The following is a 17,398-nucleotide window of genomic DNA, read 5'->3' on the forward strand; positions in this document are numbered from 1 at the left end:
AATGATTGAAGCATGTTCATTCGCCATTCGCAGTGCCTGCTTCACGGCTCGTGATCGATAAAATGACCTTCGATCCACAAGGACGCACTTTGCCAGGCGGCCTTTGGAGATGTCTAACGGATCGACACAATCGGCAGGCTCTAGATCACGTTTCGAGGGATCGGTCTTTGCCGCAATGCGATGGGAGAGACCGAAATGGCTTTGGGGTTCAGCGAGATCGTCAACGCAGCGCGCGAGAAGGTGGCGGTGCCGGATCCCGACAGCGATAGCTGGAAAGAGGGTCTCGAGATACTCCTGCATGACCATACCCGGCAGGATCGGCTGACCGAGCGCGGGGAGATGATCGTCCGCAACCGCTATGTCGAAACGCTCGCCGCCCGGATGCAGGTGGACGAATACATCCGCCGCAACCCGGCTGTGCTCGACCAGCCGATTGATCGGCCCGTATTCATCCTTGGCATGCCACGCACCGGCACGACCATGCTCAGCTATATGCTGGATGCCGATCCAGCCAATCGCTCGATGCTGCGTTGGGAAGCTTATAATGCCGCGCCGCCCGCCGCACCTGGCGCGTTGAAGACCGATCCGCGTTGTCTAGCCGAAGTGGCACGCGACGAAAATATGCTGAAGATGGCACCGAAGGTCGCCGCTGCGCACTTCGAGCCGGGCGACGGGCCCACGGAATGCGTCCATCTGATTGCGCAGGACTTCCGTTCGCTGATGCTCGCGGTGACGACAACGGTGCCGACCTACCACGATTGGCTGATGTTCACCGACATGACGACCGCCTTCGAACATCGCAAGCGCGTGCTGCAAATCCTTCAGTCCACCAATCCCGGCCGTTGGGTGCTGAAAATGCCTTCGGATTCGCTCTTCATACGGCAGCTGTTCAAGACCTTTCCCGATGCGCGCGTGATCTGGACGCATCGCGATCCCTATGCGGTGGTCGGATCGTCACTCGGCATGCGCGGCAACTCCCGGCCCATGTTCGAAGTCGACGAGGGCGCGGAATACATGCGCCAATACTTCCCGCTCCAGCTCGCGCTGCATGCATCGCGGCCGCTAGAGGTCAGCGCCGAGCGGCCAGACGACATCTACCATTGCTATTACGACGAGCTGGTCGCCGATCCGCTGGCCCAGTTAAAACAGATCTACCGCTGGCTTGGAAATGACTGGACCGAAACCGCAGAAGCCGGGATGCAGGGTTGGCTCGACAGCAATCCGCAGAACAAACGCGGTAAGCATAGCTATTCGCTGGAGGAATGGGGGCTGACCAGAAAGGACCTGGAGCCCTATTTCTCAGACTATTTGCGGGTTCACCCCGTCGCGCGGAAGGATGGCTGACATGGCTTGTTCGATCGATTTCTTCGCCCGGTTCACTTCGGTGTTCGCCAACCCCCGCTTCACGCAAGCGCAGCCGGACGACCTCGGCGGCTTGCAACTGACCGGCGGCAGATACCCGGCTGCGTCGCTATGAGCGGGACCAGCCAGGCAGGGCCAGGCCAAATGACGGCCTGCGGCTTCATCGGCTTGGGCAGCCAGGGTGCGCCGATTGCGCGGCGGATCATCGATGCGGGCTTTCCAACAATGCTGTGGGCGCGCCGGGATGCCAGCCTCGTTCCGTATCGCGGCACGTCTGCGCGCTTCGCTTCAACAATCGCCGAACTGGGACGCAGTGCCGAGCATGTCGGAATCTGTGTCGTCGACGACAACGATGTGCGGGAGGTTTGCGCTGAACTCATCCCCGCAATGCGGAGTGGAGCCCGTATTGCGATCCACTCGACGATCCATCCCGAGACGTGCCGAACGATCGCACGCGAAGCCGCCGCGCGCGGCATCGGGCTGATCGATGCGCCGGTCAGCGGTGGTTCGCCGGCTGCTGAGGCGGGAACGCTGACCTTGATGCTCGGCGGCGATGCCGACGTCATCGCGGCAGCGCAGCGTGTGTTTGAAACCTTTGCGCGACTGATCGTGCGACTGGGGGAGGTGGGGGCGGGGCAGCATGCCAAGCTGATCAACAATTCGCTGCTCGCTGCGAACATCGGCTTGGCCGATGCTGCGCTTCAGGCGGGCCTGAACCTCGGGATCGACCAGGGCGCGCTGCTTGAACTGATGCTCGCAAGCAGCGGACAAAGCTTTGGCCTCGGCGTGCGCGGACGGATGCCGATTCCGACCAGCTTTGCCCATGGCGCGGCGCTGCTCAAAAAGGACATGCGGCTTCTGGGCGAAGTTCTGGGGGCAGGAGATCCCAGTTTCACCGCATTGCGCAATGCCGGCGCGGACTTTCTTGAGCGCGCCGTGGGGCCGGCGACCACAGCTGATGACGATAACTGACGTCATGCAGGTTCCGCGAATGGGTGGCGCACTTCCATCATTTGGATTCATTTCGGTTTTGCTGGAGGGGCTCGTTCACAAGCATGGCTGCAGTTATGGCATTGGCTGCGGGGGTTGGACCCCTGTTGGCGGAAGCAATCGACGGCAGCTCCGCCGATTACAGCCCTTTACTGGGTTTGGGTGCGGCAGGTTGCCTCTTGGGTGGCGCGTTGATGAAAAGCCTGCCACACTATCCGGAATTCGCCGATGCCCCGACAGATGGGCGAGCTTGACACAGGATCGCGCATGGCAGACCTTTGGTGTCCGCGTCAGACCTGAGCACGTTCCCAGAGTGATCGCACTGAAGCACATATGTCATTCGCGTAGCCCTGGCATGGTTTTGCTTTCCTAAAGTCTGGGCAAACGGAACCTGTGAATCACATGGCAAGTGAATTGCTCAAACGCCTGGGAGAAATTGGCAAACGCGGGCAGCCGAGCGACACTGCTGGCCCTGCCAAGGTCATGATCGAGGCTGAACTGAAATTGCCTAATGCACAGCTTTGGGTTGCGCGTTTTAATCACCAAGGTCCGAATGAGTATCTGTTCTGCCGCCGGAAGTTCTATTGGGTGGATCTTTGCCTCACGCCGCGACGCCCTGACTCGCGCGCGCGTTACCTCGATCACTGGGGGCCGCACCGCTTCGGCAGCATGGGCGCAATTATCGCCTTCCCCCCCGGCTTCAAGCTGCATCTGAAAAACGAGGGAGGCCAGCACATCTCGCTGATCTGTGCCTTGGCTGCCGACGCAGTTGACCGCTGGCTTCCGGACGGATTTGACTGGACGGACCGCCGCCTGGAGGCTTGCCTCAATATCGCAAGCTCTGAGATCCGCACACTGCTTGTCCGGCTTTCACAGGAGGTTCTGCATCCCGGCGTCGCGGGCAAGGAAATCTGCGATGCCCTGGTCCTTATCCTTTCGGTCGAGATCGCGCGTACGCTGACTGCGATGGAGGAGCCCGCTCGACTGGGGGGACTTGCAGCTTGGCGTATGCGCGTTATTGAAAAGCGCCTAGCCGAGCCCGGAGATATCCCGACGCTGGCCGAGCTCGCCGCCCGCTGTGACCTGTCGGTGCGGCAGCTGACGCGCGGCTTTCGCACAAGCCGCGGCTGCTCAATCGGCGACTATATTGCGCAGCACAGGATTGAGGTGGCGAAGCGGCGACTGGCGACGGACGAGAGCCTGAAGTCGATCGCCAACGCCACCGGCTTCTCTTCGCAATCCACCTTCACTTATGCATTCAGGCGCGCGACAGGCGTCACGCCACTCGTCTTTCGTCAGAGGATGTTGCGAGGCATTAAGCAGAACGCGCCTGCCGCCTGACTGGATCACCCGGGCGCAGTTTCTTCCAATTCGTGGAGCGCTGCGGCGATCCATCGCCGCTCCCAAAGGTTGGTGCCACCTGTCTGCTCGTCAAGCAACATCAGCGCAGCCCGCTTCACAGCGCGCGCGGCGGCGAGGCCGGGCGCTGCGGTCAGCGCGATATCCAGCATATGCAGTGCCTCCAGCGGTCTGCCCTGATTGACGAAGGCTTGCGCCCGTTCGGCCAGACACTCGGCACCGCCTGCCAGTTCAGCGATCGCCGGTGCAATGCTGGAGGGTGGTACGCCATAGAGCTCGGTCGTGCCGCGGGCAGGATCGAACCAGCCGCTATACTCATGCCAGATTGCCCGAACGTTCCATGCGACCTTGCCATATTCCTCGGTCAGCGAAAGTTTGTCGGGAAGCCTGACGTCGCGCATGAGGCTGCACAGGTCGCGGCCCTCATTCATGCCCTCGAGCGTCCGATCGTGCATCCATTGTACTGCGTCGATAATCCGGGTGACTTCATTTTCGATATGGTTCACACCCTCGATGGCCTCATGACCGGTGAGCAGCAGTTCAGGCCGCAGCGCCCGCACCCGCTTTATCGACGCAATGAATTCAAGTGCGGAGCGAGGCTTGTCGCCGCGCAAGGTGTTGAGGTTGGGCTGGTTGCCAAACAGCGGACCGAATAGGTTGCCAACTATGGCGATCTTTTCGTCGGGAAGCCAAACGATCACCGCCGATCGCGTCTCGCCACCCGGCGTCCAGATTATCTCGAACCGCCGCCCGCCAAGTTCGAATCTATGGCCTTCGTCGCCGATGAGCAGGTCCGGTGCGACCTCGCAGGTCGGGATCATGTCTTCGGTGCGGCCGGTGATGCCGCCGAAGATGCGCCGCGAACCTCGACGGTAATGCTCTGACAGTGCCTCGCAATAGGTGCGGTCCTGAGGATACAGATGATGAGCGATGACTACATTGTCAGGCGTCTTGTATACCTCGAGCCCGCCATATTGATTTGCATGGCTCTGAGTGAGGACGATGAACTGGACCGGTGCAGCCGAGACCTGCGCAAATCGCTCGCGCCCCTTGCGCGCGTCGGCCAGCGTGCCCGCGTTCACCAGAACATTGCCTTCAGCGGTGGTGAGCAGATACGCGTTGCCGACTCCGCGGCTTTCCCAAACGCCCGGCGCGCGCGCGATCGGTGCGGTCTGGTCGCTGCCGGACCGAACCATGTCCGCAACCCGAAGCCCAAAGCCCGGAGTGTCCGTCCCGCCAGCCATCATTTTCTCCCAACATCGCTGCCACTATCTGATACGCGGCGGTCGGCGGCAACAGCCATCCCCTCAGGCGGGTTCCTCATGCAGCAATCGAGGGCCGGAAACCGACAAATTGGCCTCCGAGCGGTACAGGCGCCACTGTCCTGAAAACTGCCGGCGTCACGATAGCGCCGGGCAGCATCACCATGGCAGCGTCCCCTGGCAGTGCGGCCGCTTCGAACCATTAAACGACCTGACCGCCAATCGCGGTCGCCAGTCAGAGCGATACCGCCGCTGAGGTGACGCGGTTCGCTTGCCGCGGTGACGCCGCCATAAAGTCGCAGGGTTTTTGAGTGTTTTGCCGGATTGTCTCGGCAAGGCAGGAGATGCGGTCCGAAAGACGCCATTGTGGGAACGAGGTTTAGGCAGGGTTTCCGGGCCCTGTCTCGTTTTTCCGAAAAATCTCACAATTGCAGAAAGTTAAATGGTCGGGGAGAGAGGATTCGAACCTCCGGCCCCTGCCTCCCGAAGACAGTGCTCTACCAGGCTGAGCTACTCCCCGACCCAGACTTCACGATGCCTTGCGGCGCCTGGGAGGCAGGGGCGTGCCTATAGCCACGGTGCGGCTGGCTTGCAAGCGACCATTTTGCCTTTTCTCCGGCGATGCGATGGCATGGGCAAATGCCGCATGCTAGACCAGCGGACATGGACATCGCATTGCAGAGTCGCGCCCCGCACCAGGCGCAGTCGCGTCATTTCGAGTGGCAGTATCTTGATCTGATGAAGCAGATCTGGACGCACGGCAATGAACGGTCCGACCGCACCGGAGTGGGCACGCGCTCGCTGTTCGGCGCGACGATGCGCTTCGACCTGTCCGACAATGCGATTCCGCTGCTCACCACCAAGCGGGTGTACTGGAAGGCCGCAGCGCGCGAGATGCTGTGGTTTCTCACCGGCGACACCAACATTCGCCCGCTCGTCGCGCAAGGGGTGCACATCTGGACCGACTGGCCGCTCGACAGCTATCGCAAGGCCACCGGCGAGGAGATCGATCGCGACGCCTTCGAGGCGCGGATCATCGCCGATGCGGACTTCGCTGAACGCTGGGGAGATCTTGGCCCGGTCTATGGCAAGCAATGGACCGACTGGCCGGTGTACGAGCCGGTCGACGCAGAGCCCGGCCTGTTCCGCAAGCGCCCCAAAGGCATCAACCAGATCGCCGAACTGGTCGAAAGCCTGCGCACCAATCCCGGATCGCGCCGCCACATCTTCGAGGGCTGGAACGTCGCCGAACTCGACCGGATGGCGCTGCCGCCGTGCCACAAGACCTATCAGTTCTTCGTCGCCGATGGGAAGCTCACTGGCCTGCTCTATCAGCGCTCGTGCGATCTGGCGCTGGGCGTGCCGTTCAACATCTTTTCGGCCGCGCTGATCATCCGCATGCTCGCGCAGCAATGCGATCTCGAGCCGGGTGAGCTGATCTGGAATGGCGGCGACGTCCATCTGTATCTCAACCATCGCGAACTGGTGGAGACGCAGCTGTCGCGCGAGCCGCACGGCGCGCCCCGGCTGGACATCGTCCGCCAGCCCGACAGCATTTTCGACTACCGGATCGAGGACTTCGAAGTGCGCGATTATACTCCGCAATCCCATATCGCCGCGCCGGTCGCTGTGTGATTGAGGAGTGAAGGGCAGCACTATTGACCTATCGCGAATCTTGAAATAATATGTCTCGACGGTGCAATTAGTCGAAAGGCCATCAAGAGCTTCTTCCGGCTGACGGTGCACAGACCCGAGAGGATTTTTGATGGCCGATGGTCCTTTGAGATCGAACCTGCCGCCGCTTGAGCTGCACGTTCCCGAACCGCGCTCGCGCCCTGGCGACCCTGTCGATTTCAGCGATGTGATCGTGCCTGCTGCCGGCAGCATGGCTCGGCCCGACGAGGCGGTTTCCCCCCATGACATGCGCGATCTCAGCTTCGGGCTGGTGCGCGTGCTCGATGACGACCACAAGGCGGTCGGTGCCTGGGACCCCCGCCTGCCTGCCGAGACCTTGCTCAAGATGCTGCGCACGATGGCGCTGACCCGCGCGTTCGACGAGCGGCTCTATCGCGCGCAGCGCCAGGGCAAGACCAGCTTCTACATGAAGTGCACCGGCGAGGAGGCGACCTCTGTCGCCGCAGCTGCCGCGATGCAGGGCGACGACATGGTGTTCCCGAGCTATCGCCAGCAGGGCATCCTGATGTGGCGCGGCTATGCGCTCACCGAGATGATCAACCAGATCTATTCGAACCGCGGCGACAAACTGAAGGGTCGCCAGCTGCCGATCATGTATTCGGTGCCCGAGCTCAGCTTCTTCACCATCTCGGGCAACCTCGCAACGCAGTATCCGCAGGCCGTGGGCTGGGCGATGGCAAGCGCGATCAAGGGCGATACCCGCATCGCCAGCTGCTGGTGCGGGGAAGGATCGACCGCGGAAGGCGACTTCCACAGCGCCATGACTTTCGCCTCGGTGTACAACGCGCCGACCATCCTCAATGTCGTCAACAACCAGTGGGCGATCTCGAGCTTTTCGGGCTTCGCCGGGGCCGAGCGCACCACCTTTGCCGCGCGCGCGATCGGCTATGGCATCGCGGGGCTTCGCGTCGATGGCAACGATGCGCTGGCGGTCTATGCCGCAACGCAATGGGCGGCCGAACGCGCGCGCTCGAACAAGGGCCCGACGCTGATCGAGCACTTTACCTACCGCGCCGAGGGGCACAGCACCTCGGACGATCCGTCCGCCTATCGCAGCGCCCAGGAAAGCGCCGAATGGCCGCTGGGCGATCCGATCCACCGGCTCAAGCAGCATTGCATCGGGCTGGGGATCTGGGACGACGAGCGGCATGCCGCGATGGACCTGGAACTCGCCGAGATGGTCAAGGCCGCGACCAAGGAAGCGGAGAAGAATGGCGTGCTGGGCCACGGCATGCACCAGCCGTTCGAGACGATGTTCGAGGACGTGTTCGAGGAACTTCCCTGGCATCTGCAGGAACAGATGGCGCAGGCGCTCGAGGAAAGGGCTGCGAAATGGCCGAAGTGATGAGCCAGGTTGCCGCTGCAGAAGCGGACATCAAGAAGATGAACATGATCGAGGCGATCAACAGCGCCATGCATGTCATGATGGAACGCGACCCCGATGTCGTGGTGATGGGCGAGGATGTCGGCTATTTCGGCGGCGTTTTCCGCTGCACCGCGGGGCTGCAGGCCAAGTTCGGCAAGACCCGGGTGTTCGACACCCCGATCAGCGAATGCGGGATCGTGGGCGTTGCCGTCGGCATGGGGGCATACGGCCTGCGTCCTGTGCCCGAGATCCAGTTTGCGGACTATATCTATCCTGGCATCGACCAGCTGATTTCCGAGGCTGCGCGGCTGCGCTATCGCTCGGCGGGTGAGTTCATCGCGCCGATCACGGTGCGCTCGCCCTTTGGCGGCGGCATCTTCGGCGGCCAGACCCACAGCCAGAGCCCCGAGAGCCTGTTCACCCATGTCGCTGGCCTCAAGACGGTGATCCCATCGACGCCGTACGACGCCAAGGGCCTGCTGATCTCGGCGATCGAGGACAACGACCCGGTCATTTTCTTCGAGCCCAAGCGCATCTACAACGGCCCGTTCACCGGCTATTATGATCGCCCGGTCGAGCCCTGGTCCAAGCATGCGGCGGCAGATGTGCCCACCGGCCATTACCGCATCCCGCTGGGCAAGGCGAACATCGTGCGGGCAGGGGAGGCCCTGACCATCCTGGCCTATGGCACGATGGTGCATGTCGCCAAGGCCGTGGTCGAGGCCAATGGCGTCGATGCCGAGGTGATCGACCTTCGCACGCTGCTGCCGCTCGACATCGAGACGATCGAGGCTTCGGTGAAGAAGACCGGACGCTGCCTGATCGTGCACGAGGCGACGCGGACCAGCGGTTTCGGTGCGGAGCTTTCCGCACTGGTGCAGGAGCGCTGCTTCTATCACCTCGAGGCGCCGGTCGAGCGCGTTACCGGCTTCGACACACCCTATCCGCACAGCCTTGAATGGGCGTATTTCCCTGGCCCGATCCGCATCGGTCGCGCCATTGCCAAGATCATGAAGGACTGACCCGCCATGGCAACCTACACCTTCAACCTGCCCGACATCGGCGAGGGCATTGCCGAGGCGGAAATCGTGGCGTGGCACGTCAAGATCGGTGATCGCATCGAGGAAGACGGCCGCATCGCCGACATGATGACCGACAAGGCGACCGTCGAGATGGAATCGCCGGTTTCGGGGACCGTGATCAAGGTCGCCGGCGCCGAGGGCGACGTCATCGCGATCGGTTCGATGCTGGTCGAGATCGAGATCGAAGGCGAAGGCGACGGCAGCGATGTCGGCGGCGCGCCGGTTACCGAGACCGCACCCGAGCCTGAAGTGATCGAGGCGGAGACGCCCAAGCTGCCGCCGGTCGAGGAAGTTGCATCGGCACCTGTCGCAGCGCCTGCTCCCGCTCCCGCTCCGGCCGCTCCCAAGGCTGCTGCAGCACTCACGGTGGTCGATGCCGAAGCTTCCGCCAAGGTGCTGGCATCGCCAGTGGTCCGCCAGCGCGCGCGCGACCTCGGGATAGATCTCGCCAAGGTGCGGCCTTCGGAAGGCACCCGCATCCGCCATGCCGATCTCGACGCCTATCTGAACTATGGCGGCACCCGCGCTGGGCCGGGCCGCGCGGCGGACGAAGAGATCCGCGTGATCGGCATGCGCAAGCGTATCGCGCAGAACATGGCCGAATCGAAGCGCAACATCCCGCACTTCACCTATGTCGAGGAAATCGACGTGACGAAGATGGAGGATATGCGCGGGGAAATGAACGCGAGCCGGGGCGATCGGCCCAAGCTGACCGCGTTGCCGATCCTGATCGCGGCGATCTGCAAGACGCTGCGCGAATACCCGATGCTCAACGCGCGCTATGATGACGAGGCCAATGTTGTCACCCGATTTGGCGCGGTGCACCTCGGAATCGCGACGCAGACCGATGCGGGCCTGATGGTGCCGGTGCTGCGCGGTGCGGAGTCCCTGAGCGTCTGGGATATGGCGAGCGAGATCGCGCGGCTGGCGGACGCCGCGCGCAGCGGCAAGGCGAAGAGCGAGGAGCTGTCAGGCTCGACGCTGACGCTGACCTCGCTGGGCCCGCTGGGCGGCATTGCGACCACCCCGGTGATCAACCGGCCCGAGGTCGCGATCATCGGCCCCAACAAGATCGTCGAGCGCCCGATGGTGGTCGATGGCGCGGTCGTCATCCGCAAGATGATGAACCTGTCGATCTCGTGCGATCACCGCGTGGTCGACGGCTATGACGCGGCCAGCTTCGTCCAGGCGCTCAAGCGCCGGATCGAGACGCCGATCTATATTTTCGCGGATTGAGTTTCTCCCCTCCCGCTTGCGGGAGGGGCAGGCCCGGCTTTCCGGGCCGGGGTGGGCCAAAGGTTAAGCCCTTTCAGGCCCACCCCGGCATCGGCTTCGCCTCAGCCACCCCTCCCGCAGGCGGGAGGGGAGAGGCGTTGTGTTTACCTCACAATCGCCCGGAAGGTCACCCGGCGGGTCTCGCCCTGCATCAGCCGGTCGCCGACCTGCCAGCGCAGATGGGTCACGTCATCGGGGTTGGCCGGGCGCCAGCTTCCGTCGCCCAGGGACACGCGCAGCGTGCCCAGCGGTCCCCAATTGCGGCCGCCGTCGATCGACACCATCTCGTTGCCGTCTACGGTCTTGTCGAGCCTCACGGTGCGGGGCAGGGGATTGGTGACGGTAAAGCCCTGGACCGGGCGGTTGCCCATGTTGCGGTATTCCACCACATAGATCAGCCGCTCGCCGGGGCTGACCTGACGCGCAGGTTCCAGCCGCACGCGGCGCGCGCCGCTGCCCTCCGGGTCGATCCGTTCGACGAAGATCGATGATTTTGTCCGAACATCGCTCGATGCCAGCGCCATGACCGGCGCCGCCAAGGCGAGCAGCGCGATGGTGGTGCGCAGCATTCCTTACCCCGATTTACCCCCGCCGGCCCTGTCCGGCTGAGCAGCTGTCTAGGCACCAGCGGCGAACATATGGTTAATGCGCCAGCAGTTTTTCACCGCCCACGGCCCATCAATGCTGCTGGATTGTGGACCCAATTCGGTGCAGATATAGCCGCGATAGCCCGATTTGCGGGCAAAGGGCATCTGCACACATGTCGCTACTTCCTACAGATCGCGCTGTTTCCGATGAATTGCGGCGCGACCGCCTGCTGGCTGCGCTCGCGCTGATTGCAGGCGTGGCCCTGTTCCTCGCCTTTCCATTCGCGATGCGGGCAGGGGCCGAATTCTTCCTCCCGCTGGCGGTGGCGATCGTGCTTTCGATCGCGCTGGTGCCGGCGCTGGAATGGATGGAGCGGCGCGGCCTGCCGAGCATGGCGGCGGCGTTCCTGTGCCTGGTGCTTTTCCTGGCGATCGCCAACGGCGCGCTGGCGGTGATCGTGGTTCCAGCGGCGGACTGGTTCCTGCTGCTTCCCGATCGCATCCCCAAGATCATGGAGAATCTGGCGCCGCTGATCGATCTCTATTCCGATCTGCAGAAGTTCGTCGACGATACCACCCGGCTGGTTTCCGGATCGATGGTCAAGGCGCAGAAGGCGGCAACCGCATCGCCCGAATCGCTGCTCGACCTGTTCGCCAGCGCCGCGCCCGGGGTGGCGCTGCAGATGGCATTCGTCGTGCTGCTGATCTTCTTCTTCCTCGCCGGATGGACCAAGCTGCGCGAAAACGCGATCAGCAGCCGTGGCAGCTTCACCGGTGCCATGGCGACCGCCCGGGTCATCCAGAACGTCGTATCGGCCACATCGGCCTATCTTACCACCATCACCATCATCAACCTGCTGCTGGGTGTCTCGGTGGGCGTGGTGGTGTGGATGCTGGGGATGGAATCGCCTGCGATGTGGGGCGGCATCGTCGCCCTGCTCAACTTCATCCCGTATATAGGACCGGTGCTGGCGGCGGTGCTGCTGGCGCTGGGCGGGCTGATGAGCTTTGGTGACCTGTGGACCGCGCTGATTCCCGCCAGCGTCCAGATCGTGTTCCATCTGGTGGAGGCCAATCTGATCACGCCTGCCGTGCTGGGGCGCAGGCTGACGATGAACCCGCTGCTGATTCTCGTCTCGCTGAGCTATTGGGCATGGGTGTGGGGCACCACCGGCGCGTTGCTGGCGGTGCCGCTGCTGATCATCATCCAGACGGTCGTGGCCGCAGCTGGAAAGCCGGATATTGCCGGTTTCCTTTTCGAATCGGGGACGCTGACCCGCGCGCCGGGCGACAAGGAATCGCCTGCGACTGAGCCACTTTCACCGGTTCGTGGGAAAAATTGAAACACGTGTTGACAGCCGGGCAGGACAATTCTAACAGCCGCGCTCCAACACGATGCGGGTGTAGCTCAGTTGGTTAGAGCGCCGGCCTGTCACGCCGGAGGTCGCGGGTTCGAGCCCCGTCACTCGCGCCATTTCTCTGGAGGTTTGCTCCGGAAAAATGGCCACTCGCAGGTGTTGGAACTTCCCTGAAATCGCCAGCCGATCAGGCGCGCCAGCGCCCGGTTTCCATCCAGATCATCAGCGGACGCATCGGTGCGATCCAGATGATCCCAGCGATGCAATAGATCACCGACTGCACGGCGATGTGCCACGTGCCGATGATCTGCGAGAAGCTTGCCACGATCACCGCCCAGATGGTGATGATCGCCAATATGGCAAAAATGCCCACGGGCTTGCGCATGGTCGGCTTCATGAAAACTCTCTCTCGTTGTGCGGCAGCAGCACCTGCTGCTCGGTGATGACCGCATCCAGCGGCATGTCATGGGGTTCGGCAGGGACGCGCTCTGCCTGCTGCACCGTCCAGGCGAGCCCGATCCTGCGTGTATCGGGATTGGCCGCGCACCAGGCATCATAATGCCCGCCGCCCTGGCCAAGCCGCCCCATAGCCGAATCGAAAGCGACCAGCGGCATGAACAGTGCGCCGGGTACCACCTGGGGCATCGCGGCATGCGGCTGCGGGCCCCAGGGACCTTGCTCCAGCGTTTCTTCGGATCCTGTCCACAACCGGAAAATCATCGGTCCCTCGGCTGACCGGGTCCAGGGCAGGGCGATCATCTTGCCCATGTCGAGCATGTGATCGGCATAGCGCGCGGTCGGGACCTCGCCGGGCATGGCGTGGTACAGGCCTACCGTTTCGGCGTGCTCGATCAGTGGGAGTATGATCCGCGGCGGCCGTCCGAAGATCAGCGCACGGTGGGAATCGGGTAGTGTCTGCCAATGGGCGAGCCGCGCGGCGCGCATGGCACGGCGCAGTTCACGCTTCTTGCTGATCAGGGTGGTCACTGGTTCATCCTGTTGGCCCGCGCGGATGGAAAAAAGCCGGCACCCGCACCGGGGCCAGGCTCGCGCTGGACTGGATCGGGGCCATGGGTGGAACCGCCTTGGCCGTTTGCTGGAATATCCTCTGACGCCAGTAACGTCAGGTGGGCGCCGTGTACCGTTGGCCGGAGCCAGGGCAGGGACAGCTCCCTTGGAAGATGTATCGCCTCAGGGATGTTCTCTGCAGCTCGTACCAGGCAGTCCCATATCTGATTTAGGACCGATCGGCCGTCTTCTCAAGGCCTTCTGCCAGATTCTCGATCCGCAGTGCCAATCGCTCGATTGCGCGGGCAGCCAGATCGATGTCTTCGTCATGCGCCAGCAGGTCGCCCTGGCCCTTGGCAGGCTGGGCGGCGGCGGCCTGTGCGGTCAGGGCCTCGGCCTCGCGATCCTGGGCTTCGGCGAGCTCGTCTGCCAACAGCAGACCGGCAAACAGCAGCGCGCGGGTTTCGTTCAGGCCACCCGATGCGCCCGCCTTGCGCGCGGCACCGTCCAGCATTGACCCCAGCCGGGCGAGATGCTGTTCTTCGCCGGGGTTGCAGGTGACGCTGTAGATGCGTCCGGCGATAGTGAGGCGCATGTCGGGCATGGGATTTATCGCTTTCCGGCCAGAATGGCATCCATGCCAGCCAGAGCCTCTGCCGCGGCACTTTTCAGGCGGGCATGGCGCTCGGCGATGTCGCTATCTCCTGCGCCCGACGGCGCGGCGGCGGCTTCGCTCAATTGGGCCTGCGCTGTTTCCAGCCGCGTTAAAGCTCGCTCCAATTGTCCGATAGCGAGGATAAGGCGTTCATTTGCCATGGATTGGTTTTAGCACCGATCATGACAAATGCAATAATTTGCACCAGGCCGCGCTTTGCGGAACTTGACGCGGTGCACCATGGATACCAAAGGGTGACGCCAAAGCCGACTCGGCGCGCGTTTCTGCGACATCGGAACCTCCGGTACGACGCGATTACGGTGCGGATCGGAGATCAGTGTGGAGAATTTACAGGCGATGTCCGTGGTTTTTGAAGATCTCGCCAATGCCGTCCGGGCACTGTCGATGGATGCGGTTCAGGCTGCGAACAGCGGTCACCCCGGAATGCCCATGGGCATGGCCGATGTCGCAACGGTGCTGTTCGGCGAGTATCTGAAATACGATGCCTCCGCCCCCCACTGGGCCGACCGTGACCGGTTCGTGCTGTCTGCGGGCCACGGCTCGATGCTGATCTATTCGGCGCTGCACCTCACCGGCTATGCGCGTCCGACCATCGAGGACATCCGCAACTTCCGCCAGTTGCACAGCCCGTGCGCGGGCCACCCCGAGAACTTCGAACTGGCGGGCGTCGAATGCACCACTGGTCCGCTGGGCCAGGGCCTGGCGATGGCGGTCGGCATGGCGATGGCTGAGCGGCACCTCAATGCTGAATTCGGTGACGATCTGGTCAATCACCGCACCTGGGTGGTCGCGGGCGACGGCTGCCTGATGGAAGGCATCAACCACGAAGCCGTCGGCCTTGCCGGGCATCTGAAGCTTGGCCATCTCAACGTGCTGTGGGATGACAACCGCATCACCATCGATGGCGCGACCGATCTGTCGACCAGCGAGGACATCCGCGCGCGGCACACGGCATCGGGCTGGCATGTCGTCGATTGCGACGGTCATGATCCCGTCTCGATCCGCGCTGCGATGGACGCCGCGATCGCCGATCCGCGTCCGTCGCTGATCGCCTGCGCCACCATCATCGGCAAGGGATCGCCCAACAAGCAGGGCACGTCGGCCACGCATGGCTCGCCGCTGGGCACCGCCGAAGTCGATGCCGCGCGCGCGGCTCTGGGCTGGAAGCACGCACCGTTCGATGTGCCACAGGATATCCGCGACGCCTGGCTTGCCTTTGGCCGCCGCAGCGCGGACACCCATGCCGCATGGGCCGAGCGTCTGTCGGCATCGGACAAGGCAGCCGAATTCACGCGCCGCATGGCGGGCGATCTGCCGCAGGGCTTCGGCCTGTCGCAGCATGTCGCAGGCCTGCTCGCCGATCCGCAAAAGGTCGCGACCCGCAAGGCGTCCGAACTCGCGCTGGAAGCGATCAACCCGCGCCTGCCCGAAACGGTGGGCGGTTCGGCCGATCTCACCGGCTCGAACAACACCAAGACCGCAGGTCTGGGCGTGATGAGCGCCGAAAACTACGGCGGTCGCTACGTCAACTATGGCATCCGCGAATTCGGCATGGCCGCCGCGATGAACGGCATGGCGCTGCACGGCGGCGTGATCCCTTATGGCGGCACCTTCCTGGTGTTCTCCGATTATTGCCGCGCCGCGATCCGGCTTTCGGCATTGCAGCGGCAGCGGGTCATCTATGTGATGACGCATGACAGCATCGGCCTGGGTGAAGACGGCCCGACCCATCAGCCGGTCGAGCATGTCATGAGCCTGCGGATGATGCCCAACCTGCTGACCTTCCGTCCCGGCGATGCAGTGGAAACCGCCGAATGCTGGGAACTGGCGCTGCAGGCATCGGCGACGCCGACGGTGCTGGCGCTGACCCGCCAGAACCTGCCGCAGTTCCGCCGCGTCGAATCCGATGGCAACCAGTGCGCGCGCGGTGCCTATCGCATCAAGACGTCGGGCAACAAGCGCCAGGTGGTGCTGATCGGTACGGGCTCCGAAGTGTCGCTGGCGCTTTCGGTCGCCGACGCGCTTGAATCCGCAGGAATCGGTGCGGACGTCGTCTCGATGCCGTGCTGGTCGCTGTTCGACGCGCAGAGCGCAAGCTATCGCAACGATCTGCTCCCCGCCGACGTACTCAAGGTGTCGATGGAAGCGGGCGTCACCTTTGGCTGGGAACGCTATGCCGGCCCCGACGGCCTGAGCTTCGGTATCGACAGCTTCGGTGCTTCGGCGCCGATCGAGGCACTGTTCGACCATTTCGGGCTGACCGCAGACAAGATCACACCCGCCGTCCGTGCCGCTCTGGGGCAGGGCTGAGACACCTTACACGACATTAATCGCAGGAGAATTTCCGATGGCAGTCAAGGTTGCAATCAATGGTTTTGGCCGTATCGGCCGTCTGGTGGCGCGCGCGCTGCTCGAGCGGACCGATCACGACCTTGAACTCGTCGCGATCAACGATCTGGCCGACGCCAAGTCGAATGCGCTGCTGTTCAAGCGCGACAGCGTGCATGGCCCGTTCCCCGGCACCGTCGAAGCCGTGGGCGACACCATTGTCGTCAACGGCAAGGCGATCCGCGTCACTGCCGAGCGCGATCCATCCAAGCTGCCGCATGGCGAAATGGGCGTCGATATCGCGCTCGAATGCACCGGCTTCTTCGCCGACAAGGAAAAGGCGAGCGCGCACCTGACTGCAGGCGCCAAGCGCGTGCTGATCTCGGCTCCCGCCGGCGGCGCTGACAAGACCATCGTGTTCGGCGTGAACCATGGCGTTCTGACTTCGGATGATCTGGTCGTCTCGAACGCCAGTTGCACCACCAACTGCCTCGCGCCGATGGCCAAGGTTCTGCATGAAACCGTCGGAATCGAGCGCGGCCTGATGACCACCGTGCACAGCTACACCAACGACCAGAAGATCCTCGATCAGATCCACAGCGACATGCGCCGCGCGCGCGCTGCTGCCATGTCGATGATCCCCACCACCACCGGCGCTGCGCGTGCGGTCGGCCTCGTGCTGCCCGAACTCAAGGGCAAGCTGGACGGGTCGGCGATCCGCGTGCCGACCGCCAATGTCAGCCTGGTCGACCTGACCTTCACCCCGGGCCGCGACACGACCGTTGAAGAAATCAACGGCGCGCTCAAGGCGGCGTCGGAAGGCGCGCTCAAGGGCGTGCTCGCCTATACCGACGAGCCGCTGGTTTCGATCGACTTCAACCACGATCCTGCCAGTTCGACCATCGACAGCCTGGAAACCTCGGTGATCGACGGCAAGCTGGTCCGCGTGATCAGCTGGTACGACAATGAATGGGGCTTCTCCAACCGCATGGTCGACACCGCAGGCGTGATGGCCGGTCTGCTCTGATCGCCCCAAGCAACGATAGAAAG

The 17,398-nt window shown here is 63.2% G+C and carries 17 protein-coding genes, 2 tRNA genes and 1 other RNA gene; 12 read left to right on the forward strand and 8 right to left on the reverse strand.

All coding sequences use genetic code 11. The annotated features are described in order from the left end of the window. The first annotated feature begins 180 nt into the window (after positions 1-180). The 4 genes from BSY18_RS05075 to BSY18_RS05085 all read left to right on the forward strand — a co-directional run bounded on the left by BSY18_RS05075 (position 181) and on the right by BSY18_RS05085 (position 3,693). On the forward strand, positions 181-1,344 hold the full coding sequence (locus BSY18_RS05075; RefSeq protein ID WP_069049883.1) for a sulfotransferase family protein: 1,164 nt from the start codon (positions 181-183) through the stop codon (positions 1,342-1,344). Between the two features lies 1 nt (position 1,345). Next, positions 1,346-1,477: a hypothetical protein gene (locus BSY18_RS21555; RefSeq protein ID WP_257785060.1), complete on the forward strand. Its 132-nt coding sequence runs from the start codon at positions 1,346-1,348 to the stop codon at positions 1,475-1,477. Between the two features lie 29 nt (positions 1,478-1,506). Further along, a complete protein-coding gene (locus tag BSY18_RS05080) occupies positions 1,507-2,334 on the forward strand; it encodes an NAD(P)-dependent oxidoreductase (RefSeq protein WP_069051709.1) in 828 nt (275 codons plus the stop codon). A 420-nt stretch (positions 2,335-2,754) separates the two neighbouring features. After that, positions 2,755-3,693 carry a helix-turn-helix domain-containing protein gene (locus tag BSY18_RS05085; RefSeq protein WP_083231317.1) on the forward strand — a complete coding sequence of 313 codons (939 nt, stop codon included), beginning with the start codon at positions 2,755-2,757 and terminating at the stop codon, positions 3,691-3,693. A gap of 5 nt (positions 3,694-3,698) precedes the next feature. Here BSY18_RS05085 and BSY18_RS05090 read toward each other — a convergent pair whose 3' ends face one another. Both BSY18_RS05090 and BSY18_RS05095 read right to left on the reverse strand, forming a co-directional pair. After that, positions 3,699-4,907 (reverse strand): alkyl sulfatase dimerization domain-containing protein, encoded by a 1,209-nt coding sequence (locus BSY18_RS05090; RefSeq protein ID WP_171900176.1) that lies wholly within the window; start codon positions 4,905-4,907, stop codon positions 3,699-3,701. A gap of 509 nt (positions 4,908-5,416) precedes the next feature. Continuing rightward, a tRNA-Pro gene (locus BSY18_RS05095) sits at positions 5,417-5,493 on the reverse strand. Positions 5,494-5,636: 143 nt separating this feature from the next. Between BSY18_RS05095 and thyA the strand changes: the two genes are divergently transcribed. The 4 genes from thyA (at position 5,637) to BSY18_RS05115 (ending at position 10,352) form a co-directional block, all read left to right on the forward strand. Then, on the forward strand, positions 5,637-6,608 hold the full coding sequence (thyA, locus tag BSY18_RS05100; RefSeq protein ID WP_069049884.1) for a thymidylate synthase: 972 nt from the start codon (positions 5,637-5,639) through the stop codon (positions 6,606-6,608). Between the two features lie 130 nt (positions 6,609-6,738). After that, positions 6,739-8,013, forward strand: coding sequence for a 3-methyl-2-oxobutanoate dehydrogenase (2-methylpropanoyl-transferring) subunit alpha (locus tag BSY18_RS05105; protein ID WP_069049885.1), 1,275 nt, complete (start codon positions 6,739-6,741; stop codon positions 8,011-8,013). A 38-nt stretch (positions 8,014-8,051) separates the two neighbouring features. Beyond that, positions 8,052-9,056 carry an alpha-ketoacid dehydrogenase subunit beta gene (locus BSY18_RS05110; RefSeq protein ID WP_069051712.1) on the forward strand — a complete coding sequence of 335 codons (1,005 nt, stop codon included), beginning with the start codon at positions 8,052-8,054 and terminating at the stop codon, positions 9,054-9,056. 6 nt (positions 9,057-9,062) lie between these two features. After that, positions 9,063-10,352, forward strand: a complete 1,290-nt coding sequence (locus tag BSY18_RS05115; protein WP_069049886.1) for a dihydrolipoamide acetyltransferase family protein — start codon at positions 9,063-9,065, stop codon at positions 10,350-10,352. A 143-nt stretch (positions 10,353-10,495) separates the two neighbouring features. Here the strand turns inward: BSY18_RS05115 and BSY18_RS05120 are convergent, their stop codons facing one another. Next, complete coding sequence (locus BSY18_RS05120) at positions 10,496-10,960, reverse strand: hypothetical protein (protein WP_054133033.1); 465 nt, start codon at positions 10,958-10,960, stop codon at positions 10,496-10,498. 191 nt (positions 10,961-11,151) lie between these two features. On the opposite strand from BSY18_RS05120, the gene BSY18_RS05125 reads away from it, so the two are divergent. After that, complete coding sequence (locus BSY18_RS05125) at positions 11,152-12,321, forward strand: AI-2E family transporter (RefSeq protein ID WP_069049887.1); 1,170 nt, start codon at positions 11,152-11,154, stop codon at positions 12,319-12,321. A 54-nt stretch (positions 12,322-12,375) separates the two neighbouring features. Beyond that, positions 12,376-12,452 (forward strand) — tRNA-Asp (locus BSY18_RS05130). A gap of 71 nt (positions 12,453-12,523) precedes the next feature. Here BSY18_RS05130 and BSY18_RS05135 read toward each other — a convergent pair. The 5 genes from BSY18_RS05135 to BSY18_RS05155 all read right to left on the reverse strand — a co-directional run bounded on the left by BSY18_RS05135 (position 12,524) and on the right by BSY18_RS05155 (position 14,160). Beyond that, positions 12,524-12,733, reverse strand: a complete 210-nt coding sequence (locus tag BSY18_RS05135; protein WP_054133031.1) for a DUF2842 domain-containing protein — start codon at positions 12,731-12,733, stop codon at positions 12,524-12,526. Further along, positions 12,730-13,323, reverse strand: coding sequence for a 5-formyltetrahydrofolate cyclo-ligase (locus BSY18_RS05140; protein WP_150126212.1), 594 nt, complete (start codon positions 13,321-13,323; stop codon positions 12,730-12,732). The genes BSY18_RS05135 and BSY18_RS05140 overlap by 4 nt, the downstream gene beginning before the upstream one ends. An 86-nt stretch (positions 13,324-13,409) precedes the next feature. Then, positions 13,410-13,566, reverse strand: a non-coding RNA gene (gene ssrS / locus BSY18_RS05145) — 6S RNA. A 7-nt stretch (positions 13,567-13,573) separates the two neighbouring features. After that, positions 13,574-13,948, reverse strand: a complete 375-nt coding sequence (gene zapA / locus BSY18_RS05150; RefSeq protein WP_069049888.1) for a cell division protein ZapA — start codon at positions 13,946-13,948, stop codon at positions 13,574-13,576. A gap of 5 nt (positions 13,949-13,953) precedes the next feature. Beyond that, positions 13,954-14,160 (reverse strand): hypothetical protein, encoded by a 207-nt coding sequence (locus BSY18_RS05155; protein ID WP_054133028.1) that lies wholly within the window; start codon positions 14,158-14,160, stop codon positions 13,954-13,956. 196 nt (positions 14,161-14,356) lie between these two features. On the opposite strand from BSY18_RS05155, the gene tkt reads away from it, so the two are divergent. Next, on the forward strand, positions 14,357-16,330 hold the full coding sequence (tkt, locus tag BSY18_RS05160) for a transketolase (protein WP_069049889.1): 1,974 nt from the start codon (positions 14,357-14,359) through the stop codon (positions 16,328-16,330). Between the two features lie 37 nt (positions 16,331-16,367). Next, positions 16,368-17,375, forward strand: a complete 1,008-nt coding sequence (gene gap / locus BSY18_RS05165; RefSeq protein ID WP_069049890.1) for a type I glyceraldehyde-3-phosphate dehydrogenase — start codon at positions 16,368-16,370, stop codon at positions 17,373-17,375. The last annotated feature ends 23 nt before the right edge of the window (positions 17,376-17,398 follow it).

It is taken from the genome of Blastomonas sp. RAC04, assembly GCF_001713435.1.
Classification (GTDB): domain Bacteria; phylum Pseudomonadota; class Alphaproteobacteria; order Sphingomonadales; family Sphingomonadaceae; genus Blastomonas; species Blastomonas fulva.